This window comes from Enterobacter sp. NFIX59, from assembly GCF_900113755.1.
GTDB lineage: Bacteria > Pseudomonadota > Gammaproteobacteria > Enterobacterales > Enterobacteriaceae > Enterobacter > Enterobacter pseudoroggenkampii.
The window spans coordinates 840,192-857,386 of sequence record NZ_FOQN01000001.1; the positions used below are offsets into that span (position 1 = coordinate 840,192).

15 protein-coding genes are annotated in these 17,195 nt (G+C 55.8%); 11 read left to right on the forward strand and 4 right to left on the reverse strand.

Annotated features, from left to right (window positions below; genetic code table 11):
• Window positions 1-3 precede the first annotated feature (3 nt).
• The 6 genes from mnmA to BM007_RS04075 all read left to right on the forward strand — a co-directional run bounded on the left by mnmA (window position 4) and on the right by BM007_RS04075 (window position 6,636).
• Window positions 4-1,116 carry a tRNA 2-thiouridine(34) synthase MnmA gene (gene mnmA / locus BM007_RS04050; RefSeq protein WP_090417330.1) on the forward strand — a complete coding sequence of 371 codons (1,113 nt, stop codon included), beginning with the start codon at window positions 4-6 and terminating at the stop codon, window positions 1,114-1,116.
• Window positions 1,117-1,143: 27 nt separating this feature from the next.
• On the forward strand, window positions 1,144-1,773 hold the full coding sequence (gene hflD / locus BM007_RS04055; RefSeq protein WP_090417332.1) for a high frequency lysogenization protein HflD: 630 nt from the start codon (window positions 1,144-1,146) through the stop codon (window positions 1,771-1,773).
• A gap of 19 nt (window positions 1,774-1,792) precedes the next feature.
• Window positions 1,793-3,163, forward strand: coding sequence for an adenylosuccinate lyase (gene purB / locus BM007_RS04060; RefSeq protein WP_008500757.1), 1,371 nt, complete (start codon window positions 1,793-1,795; stop codon window positions 3,161-3,163).
• Between the two features lie 123 nt (window positions 3,164-3,286).
• Window positions 3,287-3,958, forward strand: coding sequence for a two-component system response regulator PhoP (phoP, locus tag BM007_RS04065; RefSeq protein ID WP_024908594.1), 672 nt, complete (start codon window positions 3,287-3,289; stop codon window positions 3,956-3,958).
• The gene (gene phoQ / locus BM007_RS04070; RefSeq protein ID WP_024908595.1) at window positions 3,959-5,422 is read left to right on the forward strand and encodes a two-component system sensor histidine kinase PhoQ; all 1,464 of its coding nucleotides are present in this window, start codon (window positions 3,959-3,961) and stop codon (window positions 5,420-5,422) included.
• A gap of 92 nt (window positions 5,423-5,514) precedes the next feature.
• Window positions 5,515-6,636, forward strand: a complete 1,122-nt coding sequence (locus BM007_RS04075) for a ribosomal protein uL16 3-hydroxylase (protein WP_024908596.1) — start codon at window positions 5,515-5,517, stop codon at window positions 6,634-6,636.
• A gap of 42 nt (window positions 6,637-6,678) precedes the next feature.
• Here BM007_RS04075 and pepT read toward each other — a convergent pair whose 3' ends face one another.
• A complete protein-coding gene (gene pepT, locus BM007_RS04080) occupies window positions 6,679-7,902 on the reverse strand; it encodes a peptidase T (RefSeq protein WP_024908598.1) in 1,224 nt (407 codons plus the stop codon).
• Window positions 7,903-8,139: 237 nt separating this feature from the next.
• On the opposite strand from pepT, the gene potA reads away from it, so the two are divergent.
• The 4 genes from potA to potD are packed head-to-tail and all read left to right on the forward strand — an operon-like array spanning window position 8,140 to window position 11,942.
• Window positions 8,140-9,282, forward strand: a complete 1,143-nt coding sequence (gene potA, locus BM007_RS04085; protein WP_175557795.1) for a spermidine/putrescine ABC transporter ATP-binding protein PotA — start codon at window positions 8,140-8,142, stop codon at window positions 9,280-9,282.
• A complete protein-coding gene (gene potB / locus BM007_RS04090; protein WP_090417334.1) occupies window positions 9,266-10,123 on the forward strand; it encodes a spermidine/putrescine ABC transporter permease PotB in 858 nt (285 codons plus the stop codon). The genes potA and potB overlap by 17 nt, the downstream gene beginning before the upstream one ends.
• Window positions 10,120-10,911, forward strand: a complete 792-nt coding sequence (gene potC, locus BM007_RS04095) for a spermidine/putrescine ABC transporter permease PotC (RefSeq protein WP_090417336.1) — start codon at window positions 10,120-10,122, stop codon at window positions 10,909-10,911. The genes potB and potC overlap by 4 nt, the downstream gene beginning before the upstream one ends.
• Window positions 10,908-11,942: a spermidine/putrescine ABC transporter substrate-binding protein PotD gene (gene potD / locus BM007_RS04100; protein WP_090417337.1), complete on the forward strand. Its 1,035-nt coding sequence runs from the start codon at window positions 10,908-10,910 to the stop codon at window positions 11,940-11,942. The genes potC and potD overlap by 4 nt, the downstream gene beginning before the upstream one ends.
• A gap of 47 nt (window positions 11,943-11,989) precedes the next feature.
• Here the strand turns inward: potD and BM007_RS04105 are convergent, their stop codons facing one another.
• Entirely contained in the window at window positions 11,990-13,219 is a 1,230-nt protein-coding gene (locus tag BM007_RS04105) for an EAL and HDOD domain-containing protein (protein WP_090417339.1), read from the reverse strand.
• Window positions 13,220-13,456: 237 nt separating this feature from the next.
• On the opposite strand from BM007_RS04105, the gene BM007_RS04110 reads away from it, so the two are divergent.
• Entirely contained in the window at window positions 13,457-15,388 is a 1,932-nt protein-coding gene (locus tag BM007_RS04110; protein WP_090417340.1) for a methyl-accepting chemotaxis protein, read from the forward strand.
• Between the two features lie 45 nt (window positions 15,389-15,433).
• Here BM007_RS04110 and cobB read toward each other — a convergent pair whose 3' ends face one another.
• Window positions 15,434-16,255 (reverse strand): Sir2 family NAD+-dependent deacetylase, encoded by an 822-nt coding sequence (cobB, locus tag BM007_RS04115; protein WP_090417342.1) that lies wholly within the window; start codon window positions 16,253-16,255, stop codon window positions 15,434-15,436.
• Between the two features lie 14 nt (window positions 16,256-16,269).
• A complete protein-coding gene (gene nagK, locus BM007_RS04120) occupies window positions 16,270-17,181 on the reverse strand; it encodes an N-acetylglucosamine kinase (RefSeq protein WP_090417344.1) in 912 nt (303 codons plus the stop codon).
• Between the last annotated feature and the right edge of the window lie 14 nt (window positions 17,182-17,195).

The following is a 17,195-nucleotide window of genomic DNA, read 5'->3' on the forward strand; positions in this document are numbered from 1 at the left end:
TCCATGTCAGATAATAGCCAGAAAAAAGTGATCGTCGGCATGTCCGGCGGTGTCGATTCCTCCGTTTCCGCCTACCTGTTACAGCAACAGGGCTATAAGGTGGAGGGCCTGTTCATGAAGAACTGGGAGGAAGATGATGGCGAGGAATACTGCACTGCCGCTGCGGATCTCGCCGATGCGCAGGCCGTATGCGATAAGCTCGGCATTGAACTGCACACCGTTAACTTTGCTGCAGAATACTGGGACAACGTGTTTGAACTGTTCCTCGAAGAGTACAAAGCGGGCCGCACGCCGAACCCGGATATTCTGTGTAATAAAGAGATCAAATTTAAAGCCTTCCTGGAATTCGCCGCGGAAGATCTGGGCGCAGACTACATTGCGACCGGTCACTACGTGCGTCGCGCTGACGTGAATGGCAAAAGCCAGCTGCTGCGCGGTCTGGACGGCAACAAAGATCAAAGCTACTTCCTCTATACGCTGAGCCACGAGCAAATCGCCCAGAGCCTGTTCCCTGTCGGCGAGCTGGAAAAGCCGCAGGTGCGTAAAATCGCCGAAGAGCTGGACCTGATCACCGCGAAGAAAAAAGACTCTACCGGTATCTGCTTCATCGGCGAGCGCAAATTCCGCGATTTCCTGGGACGTTACCTGCCCGCACAGCCGGGTAAAATTGTCACCGTCGACGGTGAAGAGATTGGCCAGCATCAGGGGCTGATGTACCACACGCTCGGCCAGCGTAAAGGCCTGGGTATCGGCGGGACCAAAGAAGGTAGCGAAGATCCGTGGTATGTTGTCGACAAAGACGTCGAAAACAATATTCTGGTTGTTGCCCAGGGTCACGATCATCCACGTCTGATGTCCGTTGGCCTTATCGCCCAGCAGCTGCACTGGGTCGATCGTGAGCCGCTGAAAGGCACGCTGCGCTGCACGGTGAAAACCCGCTACCGCCAGACCGATATTCCTTGCAACATTACCGCGCTTGATGACGATCGCATTGACGTGCGTTTCGACGAGCCGGTCGCCGCCGTCACCCCGGGTCAGTCTGCTGTCTTCTACAGCGGTGAGATCTGCCTGGGCGGCGGGATCATTGAACAGCGCCTGCCGCTGCCTGCTGTTTAATACGATTGCACACATAAAGGAGACCGTGTGGCGAAGAACTACTATGACATCACCCTGGCACTGGCGGGAATTTGCCAGTCAGCCCGTCTGGTGCAACAGCTGGCGCATCAGGGTCATTGCGATGCTGACGCCCTGCACGTTTCACTCAACAGCGTTATCGATCTCAACCCCGGCTCGACCCTGGGTGTGTTCGGCGGCAGTGAAACCAATCTTCGTCTCGGTCTTGAAACCCTGCTTGGCGTGCTTAACGCCAGCAGCCGTCAGGGATTAAACGCGGAGCTGACCCGCTACACGTTGAGTCTGATGGTGCTGGAGCGTAAGCTGAGCTCAGCAAAAGGCGCGCTCAATACCCTGGGCGATCGTATTGCCGGGCTACAGCGTCAGCTCGACCATTTTGATCTGCAGTCCGACACGCTGCTCAGCGCCATGGCCGGCATTTATGTTGACGTCATCAGCCCGCTGGGCCCGCGTATTCAGGTCACCGGATCCCCTGCCGTGCTGCAAAGTCCGCAGGTACAGGCAAAAGTGCGTGCGTCCCTGCTGGCTGGGATCCGCGCCGCTGTGCTGTGGCACCAGGTTGGCGGTGGCCGCCTGCAGTTAATGTTTTCTCGTAATCGCCTGACCACTCAGGCAAAACAAATTCTTGCTCATTGTTAACCTCCCGGAGTTGCGAATTATGGAATTATCCTCACTGACCGCCGTATCCCCTGTCGATGGACGCTACGGCGATAAAGTCAGCGCGCTGCGCGGGATCTTCAGCGAATATGGTTTGCTGAAGTTCCGTGTTCAGGTTGAAGTACGCTGGCTGCAAAAGCTGGCCGCCCAGGCAGCAATCAAGGAAGTTCCTGCTTTTGACGAAAAGGCAAACGATTACCTTGATAAAATCGTTGCTGAGTTTAGCGAACAAGACGCCGCGCGCATTAAAACCATTGAACGCACCACCAACCACGACGTGAAAGCGGTTGAGTACTTCCTGAAAGAAAAAGTGGAAAGCGTCCCTGCGCTGCACGCCGTGTCTGAGTTCATTCACTTCGCCTGTACCTCTGAAGACATCAACAACCTGTCTCATGCGCTGATGCTCTCCACCGCGCGCAAAGAGGTGGTGCTGCCTTACTGGCGTAAAATCATCGACGCGGTAAAAGCGCTGTCCGTGGAATACCGCGACATTCCGCTGCTCTCCCGTACCCACGGCCAGCCAGCCACCCCATCCACGATGGGTAAAGAGATGGCGAACGTCGCGTACCGTATGGAACGCCAGTACCGTCAGCTGGAGCAGGTTGAGATCCTCGGCAAAATCAACGGCGCGGTCGGTAACTATAACGCCCACATCGCCGCTTACCCGGAAGTGGACTGGCACCAGTTCAGCGAAGAGTTCGTGACCTCTCTGGGCATTCAGTGGAACCCGTACACCACCCAGATTGAGCCGCACGACTATATCGCCGAGCTGTTTGACTGCATCGCGCGCTTCAACACCATCCTGATCGACTTCGATCGTGACGTGTGGGGCTACATCGCCCTGAACCACTTCAAGCAGAAAACCATCGCCGGTGAAATCGGCTCTTCCACCATGCCGCACAAAGTAAACCCAATCGACTTCGAAAACTCCGAAGGCAACCTGGGCCTGGCGAACGCCGTGCTGCAGCATATGGCGAGCAAACTGCCGGTATCCCGCTGGCAGCGCGACCTGACCGACTCCACCGTACTGCGTAACCTGGGCGTAGGCATTGGCTACGCGCTGATCGCGTATCAGTCCACCCTGAAAGGCGTAAGCAAACTGGAAGTGAACCGTGACCGTCTGCTGGACGAGCTGGATCACAACTGGGAAGTGCTGGCGGAGCCAATCCAGACCGTGATGCGCCGTTACGGTATCGAAAAACCGTACGAGAAGCTGAAAGAGCTGACCCGCGGCAAACGCGTTGACGCCGAAGGCATGAAGCAGTTTATCGACGGTCTGGCGCTGCCGGAAGAAGAGAAAACGCGCCTGAAGGCAATGACCCCGGCGAACTACATTGGCCGCGCCATCACCATGGTCGACGAGCTGAAGTAACGCCCCTCTCCCCCTTTTCGCCCGAAAAGGGGGATGCTTTTCCCCGGTTTACTCAATGTTTATCCCCACAACAACATAATCAGCGTTAAACTATTCATACCAATTATTTAGGGAGAAGAGATGATGCGCGTACTGGTTGTTGAGGATAACGCATTGCTACGTCATCACCTGAAGGTTCAGCTTCAGGAGATGGGACATCAGGTGGACGATGCTGAAGATGCAAAAGAAGCCGATTATTATCTCAATGAACACCTGCCGGATATCGCCATTGTCGATTTAGGGTTGCCTGACGAAGACGGTCTGTCGTTAATTCGCCGCTGGCGCAGCCACGATGTCTCCCTGCCGGTTCTGGTGCTGACCGCCCGTGAAGGCTGGCAGGATAAGGTCGAAGTGCTCAGCGCGGGTGCGGATGACTACGTCACCAAGCCGTTTCATATTGAAGAGGTGGCGGCCCGCATGCAGGCACTGCTTCGTCGCAACAGCGGGCTGGCGTCTCAGGTTATCTCCATCCCGCCTTTCCAGGTCGACCTCTCCCGCCGGGAATTATCCATCAATGATGAAGTGATCAAGCTCACCGCCTTCGAATACACCATCATGGAGACGCTGATCCGTAACAACGGCAAGGTAGTGAGCAAAGACTCCTTGATGCTCCAGCTCTATCCTGATGCTGAACTGCGCGAGAGCCATACTATTGACGTGCTGATGGGACGTTTACGTAAGAAAATTCAGGCGCAATATCCGCAGGATGTGATTACTACCGTCCGTGGCCAGGGCTACCTGTTCGAATTACGCTAAATGAGACGGATCTTGCGCCATATTTTGCCCCTCTCGCTGCGGGTGCGCTTTTTACTGGCAACGGCAGCCGTCGTGCTGGTGCTGTCGCTCTCCTACGGCATGGTGGCCCTGGTGGGCTACAGCGTCAGCTTTGATAAAACCACCTTTCGCCTGCTGCGTGGCGAAAGCAACCTGTTTTATACCCTGGCGAAGTGGGAAAACAATAAAATCACCGTCGAAATGCCGGAAAACCTCAATCAGCAGAGTCCCACGCTGGCCCTGATTTATAACGAAAAGGGGAAGCTACTGTGGGCGCAGCGGGACATCCCGTGGCTGGTCAAAAGCATTCGTCCGGACTGGCTCAAAACCAACGGTTTTCATGAAATTGAAGCCGATCTCAACACCACCAGCTCGCTGATCCGTGAAGATCGCTCCCTGCAGCAAAAGCTGAACGAGATCCGCGCCGACAACGCCGAAACGGAGATGACGCACTCCGTCGCGATTAACCTCTACCCGGCGACGCTGAACATGCCGCAGCTGACCATCGTGGTGATCGACACCATCCCGGTCGAGCTGAAGCGCTCTTATATGGTCTGGAGCTGGTTCATCTACGTTCTGGCTGCGAATCTCCTGCTGGTGATCCCGCTGCTGTGGGTAGCGGCGTGGTGGAGCTTGCGCCCCATTGAATCACTGGCGAAAGAGGTTCGCGAGCTGGAAGAACATCATCGCGAGAAGCTGAACCCGGAAACCACGCGTGAGCTCACCAGCCTGGTGCGTAACCTCAACCGCCTGCTGAAAAGTGAACGCGAACGCTACGATAAATACCGTACCACCCTTACCGACCTGACCCACAGCCTGAAAACCCCGCTGGCCGTGATGCAAAGTACCCTGCGTTCAATGCGCAGTTCGAAGCTGAGCGTTGATGATGCCGAGCCGGTGATGCTGGAACAAATCAGCCGTATTTCCCAGCAAATTGGCTATTATCTGCATCGCGCCAGCATGCGTTCCGGCAGCGCGCTGCTGAGCCGCGAGCTGCATCCGGTAGCGCCGCTTCTGGATAACCTCACGTCCGCCCTCAACAAGGTGTATCAGCGTAAAGGGGTGAACATCAGCCTCGATATCTCGCCAGAGATAAGCTTTGTGGGTGAAAAAAATGACTTCATGGAAGTCATGGGTAACCTGCTGGATAACGCCTGCAAATACTGTCTGGAGTTCGTGGAAGTGTCTGCACGTCAGACGGAAACCGAGCTGCATATCATCGTTGAGGATGATGGCCCGGGGATCCCGCGCAATAAACGTGACGTGGTGTTCGATCGCGGTCAGCGCGCCGATACGCTACGTCCAGGCCAGGGCGTAGGATTAGCCGTCGCGCGCGAGATTGTCGATCAGTACGACGGAAAAATCGAAACCAGCGAAAGCCTGCTGGGCGGCGCCAGAATGGAGGTCATTTTTGGTCGCCAGCAGCCCACATCGAACGATAGTTAACCCGTTATGTGAAAAATGCGAGGATCTCGCAGCCGGGGGGCTGAGCTTCCGTTATAATCCGAGTCAGTAAGAGCCTGCGGAATAAAAAAATTATGGATTATCACTTAACACTTAACTGGCCCGAGTTTATTGAACGTTACTGGCAGAAACGCCCGGTGGTTCTGAAGCGCGGGTTCAGCAACTTTGTCGACCCCATCTCGCCTGACGAACTGGCCGGCCTGGCCATGGAAAACGAAGTCGACAGCCGTCTGGTCAGCCACCAGGACGGGAAATGGCAGGTTAGCCACGGTCCTTTCGAAAGCTACGATCACCTCGGTGAAAACAACTGGTCTCTGCTGGTGCAGGCGGTCAACCACTGGCACGAGCCAACGGCCGCCTTAATGCGTCCGTTCCGCGCCCTGCCCGACTGGCGCATGGACGATCTGATGATCTCCTTCTCCGTTCCTGGCGGTGGCGTCGGTCCGCATCTGGACCAGTACGACGTGTTTATTATTCAGGGTACGGGCCGCCGCCGCTGGCGCGTGGGCGAAAAAGTGCCAATGAAGCAGCACTGCCCACATCCGGACCTGCTTCAGGTTGACCCGTTTGAAGGGATTATCGACGAAGAGCTGGAGCCGGGTGACATTCTCTACATTCCGCCCGGATTCCCTCACGAGGGCTACTCGCTGGAAAACTCACTCAACTACTCCGTAGGGTTCCGCGCGCCAAGCGGCCGCGAGATGATCAGCGGATTTGCCGACTACGTTCTGCAACGCGAGCTGGGCAGCTATCGTTACAGCGACCCTGATGTGCCTGCGCGCGAGCATCCGGCCGATATCCTGCCCGCAGAGCTGGATAAGCTGCGCGGCATGATGCTGGATCTGATTAACGAGCCGGAGCACTTCAAACAGTGGTTTGGCGAGTTTATCAGCCAGTCGCGTCACGAGCTGGACGTTGCGCCGCCGGAGCCGCCGTATCAGGCTGACGAGATTTATGATGCGCTCCAGCAGGGCGATAAGCTGGTACGTCTGGGCGGATTACGCGTGCTGCGCATTGGTGAGGACGTGTTCGTCAACGGCGAGAAGCTGGACTCACCGCACCGTCCGGCGCTGGAAGCCATTGCCAGCCATCTGGTGCTGACTGCCGACACCTTTGGTGATGCGCTGGAAGACCCATCCTTCCTCGCGATGCTTGCCGCGCTGGTCAACAGCGGGTACTGGTTCTTTGAGGACTGAGTCGCTGTAATGCCCGGTGGCGCTTCGCCACCGGGCTTTTTCTTACCGCTTCGCGGTCAACTCCGCTATCCGCACAATCACCTTCACCGCCTTTTCCATCCCTTCGAGCGTCACAAACTCATGCTTGCCGTGGTAGTTATAGCCACCGGTAAACAGGTTCGGGCACGGCAGCCCCATAAACGACAGCTGAGAACCGTCGGTGCCGCCGCGAATCGGCTTCAGCTGCGGTTCAATATCGCAGTCGCGCATCGCCTGCTGGGCGATATCGAGAATATGCGGATGCGCCATCACCTTCTCGCGCATGTTGTAATAGCTGTCTTCGATGATGAGTTCAATGTAGCAATCAGGGTGTAATCCTTTACCCACCTTCTTGGCGATCTCCATCATCTTACGCTTGCGCGCCTCAAAGGCTTTGCGGTCGAAATCGCGGATGATGTAGTGCATCTGCGCGCTGTCCACGGTGCCTTTGATGCTGGTCAGGTGATAGAAACCTTCATACCCTTCGGTCTGTTCAGGGCTCTCTTCCGCCGGGACTTCCGCATGAATTCTGGATGCCAGCGACAGCGCGTTCACCATGACGCCTTTCGCCGAACCGGGGTGAACGTTATTGCCGACAATTTTGATCGTGACGGACGCGGCATTGAAGTTTTCATACTCCAGTTCACCGACGCCGCCGCCGTCAACGGTATAGGCCCACTGCGCGTTAAAGGCCTCCACGTCGAAGTGCTTCGCCCCCTTGCCGACCTCTTCGTCCGGCGTAAAGGCCACGCGGATATCCCCGTGCGGAATGTTTTTATCCTTCAGCACCGCCAGCGCGGTCATGATTTCGGCAATGCCCGCTTTATCATCCGCCCCCAGCAGCGTTTTGCCGTCGGTGGTGATCAGCGTCTGGCCCAGCAGCTGGTGCAGCACCGGGAACATGACGGGCGAGAGCACTTCGTCGCCAATGCCCAGCGCAATGTCGCCGCCGCGGTAGTTTTCCACAATCTGCGGGTTCACATGTTTACCGCTAAAATCCGGAGAGGTGTCGACATGAGAGATAAAGCCAATCGCCGGAATGTCACCCGGGACATTCGCCGGCAGCGTTCCCATCACAGTGCCTTTCTCGCTTAACGTGACGTTGACCAGCCCCATGGCGTCAAGCTGCTCTTTGAGCAGATTTAATAACTTCCACTGGCCTTCGGTGCTCGGCACCTGGCGAACACCCGGCTTAGATTGGGTATCCAGCGAAACGTACTGTAAAAAACGCTCAAGTAATTTATCCATGCAGTCACCCTCACTTTTTGTGACAACATTATCAATAAGCATCAAAACGCAAATATTGCGTCAGGTCACTTTTATCCCGCAAACGAGAATATTTTCCGTTTATATCGTTATGCGTTAGTAAATGTAGCTTATGAATCAGTGACAAGGATTGGCGATTGCAGGGGATTGCCGTAGAATGTCCGCCCTCATTACGAGTCACCAAGGTGGTTACACACAAACCCCGCTTCAGTCTGCTGCCTGAGGCGTCTATATGGGACAGCGCAAAAATTGAATACACAAACCCGTTCACCGCTGGTGAAACTGGAACGAATTCGTAAAAGTTTTGATGGCAAGGACGTCATTTCCGACCTCACTCTCACCATCAATGACGGTGAGTTTCTGACACTGCTTGGCCCCTCCGGCTGCGGCAAAACAACCGTACTGCGCCTTATCGCCGGGCTGGAAAGCGTCGATAACGGCCATATCCATCTTGAGAACCAGGACATCACCCGGGTTCCTGCCGAAGATCGCCACGTCAATACTGTCTTTCAGAGCTATGCCCTCTTCCCGCACATGACCGTGTTTGAAAACGTGGCGTTCGGCCTGCGGATGCAAAAAACCCCGGCGAGCGAGATCGAACCGCGCGTTACCGACGCCCTGCGAATGGTGCAGCTTGAGACGTTTGCTCAGCGTAAACCCCATCAGCTTTCCGGCGGCCAGCAGCAGCGCGTGGCCATCGCCCGCGCCGTGGTCAACAAGCCGCGTCTGCTCCTGCTGGATGAATCCCTCTCGGCGCTGGATTACAAGCTGCGCAAGCAGATGCAGAACGAGCTCAAGGCCCTGCAGCGCAAGCTCGGCATTACCTTTGTCTTCGTCACCCACGATCAGGAAGAGGCCCTGACCATGTCCGACCGCATCGTGGTGATGCGTGACGGTAAAATCGAGCAGGACGGCACGCCGCGTGAAATCTACGAAGAGCCGAAGAATCTGTTTGTCGCCAGCTTTATTGGCGAGATCAATATCTTCGACGCCACGGTGATTGAGCGTCTGGACGACCAGCGCGTGCGCGCCAGCGTCGAAGGACGCGAGTGCAATATCACGGTAAATTTCCCCGTCGAAAAGGGACAAAAGCTCAACGTTCTGCTGCGCCCGGAAGATCTGCGCGTCGATGAAATTCACGGCAATACCGAGGCCGAAGGGTTAATCGGCTATATCCGCGAGCGCAACTACAAAGGGATGACGCTGGAGTCTGTCGTCGAGCTGGAGAACGGCAAAATGGTGATGGTCAGCGAATTCTTTAACGAAGACGACCCTGACTTCGACCACTCTCTCGACCAGAAAATGGTTATCAACTGGGTAGAAAGCTGGGAGGTTGTGCTGGCTGATGAAGAACACAAGTAAATTCCAGAATGTGGTGATTGCCACGATCGTCGGTTGGCTTGTGTTGTTTGTCTTTCTCCCCAACCTGATGATTATCGCCACCAGCTTCCTGACCCGCGACGATACCCATTTCGTTTCGCTGGTCTTTACGCTGGACAACTACGCGCGCCTGCTCGATCCGCTCTATTTTGACGTGCTGCTGCACTCGCTCAATATGGCGCTGATTGCCACGATTGCCTGCCTGGTACTGGGATATCCCTTCGCGTGGTTCCTCGCGGGCCTGCCGCAAAAGGTGCGCCCCCTGCTGCTGTTTTTACTGATTGTTCCCTTCTGGACGAACTCGCTCATCCGTATTTATGGTCTGAAGATTTTCCTCAGCACAAAGGGTTACCTGAACGAGTTTCTGCTGTGGCTAGGAGTGATTGATACGCCGATACGCATCATGTTTACCCCGAGCGCGGTGATTGTCGGCCTGGTCTATATCCTGCTGCCGTTTATGGTGATGCCGCTCTACTCCAGCATTGAGAAGCTGGATAAACCGCTGCTGGAAGCGGCAAAAGATCTGGGTGCCAACAGGCTGCAGACCTTTATCCGTATCATTATTCCGCTGACGATGCCCGGTATTATTGCGGGCTGTCTGCTGGTTATGCTCCCGGCGATGGGCTTGTTCTATGTGTCGGATCTGATGGGCGGTGCGAAAAACCTGCTGATCGGTAACGTGATCAAGAGCCAGTTCCTGAATATTCGCGACTGGCCGTTCGGGTCCGCCACCAGCATCACGCTGACGGTGGTGATGGGTCTGATGCTGCTGGTCTACTGGCGCGCCTCACGGCTGCTGAATAAGAAGGTGGAACTCGAATGATCGGTCGACTGCTTCGCGGCGGTTTTATGACCGCCATTTACGCTTACCTGTATATCCCGATCATAATTTTGATCGTGAACTCGTTTAACAGCTCGCGCTTTGGGATTAACTGGCAGGGCTTTACCACCGACTGGTACAGCCTGCTGATGAACAATGACAGCCTGCTGCAGGCCGCTCAGCACTCGCTGACGATGGCGATCTTCTCCGCCACCTTCGCCACGCTGATTGGCTCCCTGACCGCCGTGGCGCTCTATCGCTATCGCTTTCGCGGTAAGCCGTTCGTCAGCGGCATGTTGTTTGTGGTGATGATGTCGCCGGACATCGTGATGGCGATTTCGCTGCTGGTGCTGTTTATGCTGCTGGGCGTTCAGCTTGGCTTCTGGTCGCTGCTGTTTTCCCATATCACCTTCTGCCTGCCGTTTGTGGTGGTGACCGTCTTTGCGCGCCTGAAAGGGTTCGACGTGCGCATGCTGGAGGCGGCGAAAGATCTTGGCGCCAGCGAGATGATCATCCTGCGTAAAATCATCCTGCCGCTGGCGATGCCCGCCGTGGCGGCCGGATGGCTGCTTAGCTTCACCCTGTCGATGGATGACGTGGTCGTGTCCTCCTTCGTGACCGGGCCGAGCTATGAAATTCTGCCGTTGAAGATCTATTCGATGGTGAAAGTCGGCGTCTCACCGGAGGTGAACGCGCTGGCGACCATTCTGCTGGTGTTTTCGCTGGTTCTGGTGATCGCCAGCCAGGTTATTGCTCGTGATAAAACAAAATCTCAGGGGACAATGAAATGAAAAAAATGCTCGCCGCTGCGGCGCTGGTGCTTGGCATGGGTGCCGCGCACGCTGATGACAGCAAAACGCTCTACTTCTACAACTGGACCGAGTATGTGCCGCCGGGCCTGCTGGAACAGTTCACCAAAGAGACGGGCATCAAGGTGATCTACTCGACCTACGAGTCGAATGAAACCATGTATGCCAAGCTCAAAACCTACAAAGACGGCGCGTACGATCTGGTGGTTCCTTCCACCTACTTTGTCGACAAAATGCGCAAAGAGGGCATGATCCAGAAGATCGATAAAACAAAGCTAACTCATTTTTCAAACCTCGATCCGGAGATGCTCAACAAGCCGTTTGACCCGAACAACGACTACTCCATTCCGTATATCTGGGGGGCAACCGCGATTGGCGTTAACAGCGAGGCCGTCGATCCGAAAACGGTGACGAGCTGGGCCGACCTGTGGAAACCGGAGTACAAAGGCAGCCTGTTGTTAACCGACGACGCGCGTGAAGTGTTCCAGGTGGCGCTGCGCAAGCTGGGCTACTCGGGCAACACGACGGATCCAAAAGAGATTGAAGCGGCGTATACCGAGCTGAAAAAGCTGATGCCTAACGTGGCGGCGTTCAACTCTGATAACCCGGCTAATCCGTATATGGAAGGCGAAGTGAATCTGGGGATGGTGTGGAACGGCTCCGCGTATGTGGCCCGCCAGGCCGGTACGCCGCTGGAGGTGGTCTGGCCGAAAGAAGGTGGGATCTTCTGGATGGATAGTCTGTCGATTCCGGCCAACGCGAAAAACGTTGAAGGGGCGCTTAAGCTGATTAACTTCCTGCTGCGCCCGGACGTGGCGAAACAGGTTGCCGAGACGATTGGCTACCCGACGCCAAACCTCGCGGCACGCAAGCTGCTGAAGCCTGAAGTGGCTAACGATAAATCGCTCTACCCGGATGCCGAAACCATCAGCAAAGGTGAATGGCAGAACGATGTCGGCGACGCCAACCGCCTCTACGAAGAGTATTACCAGAAATTAAAAGCGGGCCGATAAACGGTAACGCCTTCTTCCTCGCGCCGTCTGTACGGCGTGGGGAAGGGTTAACTGACCGCATTCTCTCCTGCCCAGATCGTCGCCTTTCTCATCGCCTCCACCACCTCCTCATCCGACAGACCCAGCGCCTGACGAACCCGGGTCGCCTCGTCCCACTGCTGCTGTTCATAGTAACGGCAAAGGCTCACCATATCGGCTAGCCGTCCCTCCTGGTCGCACAGCGCGTTGCTCACGCTCTGCGGCACCGCAATTTGCTTCATTAACTCTGCCATCGGCAGCTCAAGGAGGGTATCGAGCAAAGAAAACAGGCCGCACATGAACGCATTTTCAGCCAGCGCCGGTTCTTTCATCGTCTCAGCTATCAGTTCACAGAACTTACCGCGCATCATACTCAACGGGTAAAGCTCGCTGACGGTATCATTGCCAGCGCTGGCGAGGACCACGACGGCAACAAACCGCCTCAGCTGGTTTTCCCCGAGGTATCTGAGCACCTCACTCAGGGTTAACTTGCTGAAATTACAGGCGCCCACATGCTTAAACGCCGTATGCTTCATGTAGCGCATGATTTTATAAGAGAGCGTGAGATCGGTTTTTATCAACGACTCGACGATCCGAAAATCAGGCTTATTGCGTCCGACCTCCATTTGCAGCCTAAAAATCGCCAGCTGATTTTGCGACAGCCGTTTATATTTAATGACCTCCGGACGGCAGAAAAAATAGCCCTGAAACAGAGAGAACCCCTCGTCCCTGTATTGGTTGAATTCCTCTTTAGTCTCAACTTTTTCAGCGAGATATTTAATATGACCGGTCAGATGTTTGCGTGCTTTCAGATACGCTTTAATTTGCGCTAAAGTATAATTTCTAACGTCGAATTTCAGGATCGAAATATAGGGTAAAAAAGCATCCCATTCAGGTGCAAGGGTGAAATCATCAAGCGCAAACTGGTAGCCATGCGCATTCATCTCCCTGACGGCCTGCAGCAGTTCGGCACCCGGCACAGCATCTTCAAGGATCTCAATCACCACGCTCTCTTTATCCAGCGCTTCACCACTGCGGTCAATGACCATTCGCGACGGGAAATTAATAAACGACGTATGCGCCCCGGCGATGCGCTGGGACGGCACGCATAAAAACTGATCGGATATCATTCTGGACGTGGCATATTCCGCCGACACATCCGGAAAACGATTTGTCATCCCGTCTCTGAAGAGCAGCTCATAGGCCACCGTATTCATTTCAGGGTTAAAAATGGGTTGTCGCGCAATAAATCCGTACATATCCCATCCTCCTCTACCACTTTATATTTATTAGCATCCTCTTTCTACACGACGATAACGAGCATTATCGAGCACTATTTTGATTGAATGCACAAAATAAAAGCATCCACACTAATTAACGGGATTTACTATTCTAGAATTTAAATTAAATATACCCGGCCCTCTACAGAAAGAAGGAAATATATCCGATAAGGAATATGTGCCTGCCCGACACGCACAACATTACGGGAGATGAGAATGAAAGACGCCATGGTCCGAAGATCTAAAATAAGAGTCAAGACGTTGATGCTATTGTCCATTTTCCTCACCGTGACGGTGGGCTTTACGGCAACGATCGGGTTTATGATGTGGCAGTGGATGGCGCAGCAGGAGGTGCTGGCCAAAAAACATATCCGCCAGATTGCCGAGGTGCAAGCTTTACAGGTCAGCAAACAGCTGGATTCTGCCCTGACTGCCGCCCGGGACATGGGCAACAGCGCGCTGGCGCTGCGCGAGGCGGGGGTATTCGATCGCCAGAGCCTGAACCAGCTGCTCATCCACTATCTGTCGGCTCATCCCCAGTTTCTCTCTATGTCGATGGCCTTTGAGCCCAACGCGTTTGACGATAAAGATGCCGCCTTTGCCGGTCAGAGCGGTGAAGATCCTGCCGGACGCTACGCCCGCTACGTCGACCGCGACGCTACCGGCAAACCGGCCTTACACCTGCTGACGGACATCGAAACGCCCGGCAGCGGTGATTATTATCTGCTGCCGAAACAGCGGCATAAAGATGTGATCATCGAACCCTATATTTACCCCTACAACGGCGTGGACGTGATGCTCACCTCGATTGCCGCCCCCATCATGCGTGACGGTCAGTTTCTGGGCTCGGTCACCTCTGACTTCTCGCTCGCCACGCTGCAATCGACGATCGGCGCGATTAAACCGTGGAACGGCACAGGCTACGCCCTGCTCCTCTCCGCGGGTAATAACGTGGTGTCCAGCCCGGACAAGCGCGCAGCAGGCAAGCCTTACGCCGGTCAGATTGCCGGTCATGACGTCACCCGGATAAACGATCCGCTGCTGAAGGAAGATGTGTTTATCACCTGGCAGGACATCGCCGTCGGTAATAGCCAGACGCCGTGGAAACTCGCCATTATCACCCCGGTCAGCGAAGTGATGGCCGAAGCGCGCGCATTTTTGCTGAAAGCCATCATCCTGATGGTGTTAAGCATCGTGGCGGTTAGCCTGGTGATGGCGCAGATCTTTACCCGCAAAGTTGACCGTCCGGTGGGGGGTGAACCTTCGGAAGCCGCCGGGATCGCCCTGGCCGTCGCCCGGGGGGAGCTGAACAGATCCATCCCGGTTCGCTCCGGAGATACCCACAGCATTTTTTATGCCCTGCACACCATGCAGATGCAGCTCAAGCGCATCGTCGATAATATCAGCGAAGCCAGCCATTCCGTGCACGGCGGGACCAGCGAAATTTCGGCGGGCAACCTTGATCTCGCCTCGCGAACCGAAGAACAGGCGGCGGCGATTGTTGAAACGGCAGCCAGCATGGAAGAGATTTCGGTCACGGTGAAGAATAACGCCGACAACGCCCACAAGGCGACGGCGCTGACCGATCGCGCCGCGAGCCTCGCCGGGCATGGCGAAACGCTGGTGAACGACGTAGTCGTGGTGATTGGGGAGATTGACGAGAGCGCGCGTAAGATCGGTGAGATTAACAGCATCGTCGATGGCATCGCCTTCCAGACCAATATCCTGGCGCTAAATGCGGCCGTTGAAGCGGCGCGTGCCGGCGAACAGGGGCGCGGTTTCGCGGTAGTCGCAGGTGAAGTGCGCAATCTTGCCCAGCGAAGCGCTAACGCGGCCAAAGAAATTTCCCAGCTGATTGCCGAGTCCTCAGGCCGCGTCAGCAAAGGCGTTGAACTGGTCAATGAGACCGGCGTAATGATGAAACAGGTGATTGAGGCGGTGTCGCACGTGCATCTGGTCATCAACGACATTGTTCAGGCGCTGGACGAGCAGAACCGCGGGATTAGCCAGGTCAGCACTGCCGTTAACCAGATGGACAGCACCACCCAGCAGAACGCCTCTCTGGTTCAGCAGATCTCAGCGGCGGCGCTCTCGCTGGACGAGCAGGCTAAATCGCTGGAGAAGACGCTGGCGTTCTTTCATTCTTAAATAAAAAGGCACCCGTCCAGCGGGTGCCTTTTCACGCGATTCGCGTTACAGACCTTTCAGCAGCTTGTCGACAAATTCCGGAACAACCGTGCTGGCCAGACCGTAGTGTTTCTCTTCAAACTCGCTGCCCACCTGGCTTGGCTCAAGGTTGAGTTCAACCGTATGCGCACCGTGCAGCCGCGCTTCGTGGACAAACCCCGCCGCCGGATAAACGTGGCCGGATGTGCCGACGGCGATAAACACGTCGGCCATCGCCAGCGCGCTGTAGATCTCATCCATTCCCAGCGGCATTTCGCCGAACCAGACCACGTGCGGTCGCAGGCGCGACGGGAACTGGCAGCAGTGGCACTTATCCTCCGGCAGCACGTCTTCTTTCCAGTCAAGCACCTGACCGCTCCAGGCGCAGCGAACCTTGAGCAGCTCACCGTGCATATGGATGATGTTCTTGTTGCCGGCCCGCTCGTGCAGGTTGTCGATATTCTGCGTTACCAGCAGAAAACGATCGCCCAGCGCCTCTTCCAGCTTCGCCAGCGCCAGATGCGCCGCATTAGGCGCAACGTCAGGCTGCTGAAGCTGACGACGGCGGGCGTTGTAAAACGCCTGCACGAGATCCGGGTCGCGGGCAAAACCTTCCGGCGTGGCGACATCCTCCACGCGGTGCTCTTCCCACAGCCCGTCCGCCGCGCGGAAGGTTCGAATTCCTGACTCGGCGGAGATCCCCGCCCCGGTCAGCACCACCACTCTGGGTTTATCCATCGCTTCTGGCATTATTCTGTCTCTGAAAAAGATCCGCTGGCGCAAGCGCTCACGTAAGCGGCGTTTGTTTTTGCGAAAACGGCTGAGTCGACCCTGGCGACGCGACAGCATAGAAACCTCGTAAACTAATCGGTGAGATGAAGGAATGCGGCTCCGCGCATGCCTCCTGCGTCCCCGTGTCGCGCGCGTTCAATACGCGGCACGCGGGCAACCGGCAATAAATGTCGGGGCAAACGCCCGGACAACCGTTCCGTAATCGCGGTAAAGTTTGAGAGCCCTCCCCCGATCACCAGCAGATCCGGGTCGACGATGGTGAGAATATTTCCCAGACACACCGCCAGCAGATCCAGATAGCGCTCGACGTGCTCACGCGCCTGCGCATCCCCTTGCTCCCACAGGGTAATGATTTGAGGGGCCTCAAGTTTCTGATGATAGAAGTGTTCGTAAAGCCATGCAAACCCGCGGCCGGAAAGGTAGTTCTCAATACAGCCGTGCTGGCCACAGCCGCAGCGGGTCAGCGGGAAATCACGCCCCACCACCTCGAGAGCATCCACCGGCAGGCGGATATGGCCAAACTCGCCGGTGATGTAGCTGCGGCCGGTGATGGGCTTACCGTTGACGACGATTCCCCCGCCGACGCCGGTACCGAGGATCAGTCCCATCACCAGCGGATAGCGACGGAATTCATCATCCCAGGCTTCAGAGAGCGCAAAGCAGTTGGCATCATTGTCTAAACGCACGTCGCGTTCAAGGAGGGCAGAGAGATCGGCGCGCAGCGGTTTACCGCTGGCGGCAGGCACGTTGGCCGCGTAAAGCGTACCGTCGTCGGTTTCGGGCATGCCCGGAATACCGATGCCGACGCTGCCTTTCACGCCGAAACGTTCATCCGCCTGCGCCACCAGCGCGGCAATGGCGGTTAAAAATTCGTCGTAGCTGTCGCGCGGCGTGGGAACGCGGGTTTCCCACTGCAGTTTGAGGTCTTTATCAAACGCGCCGAGCGCAATCTTGGTGCCGCCAATATCAAATCCATAATACATAACGCATTCCTCTT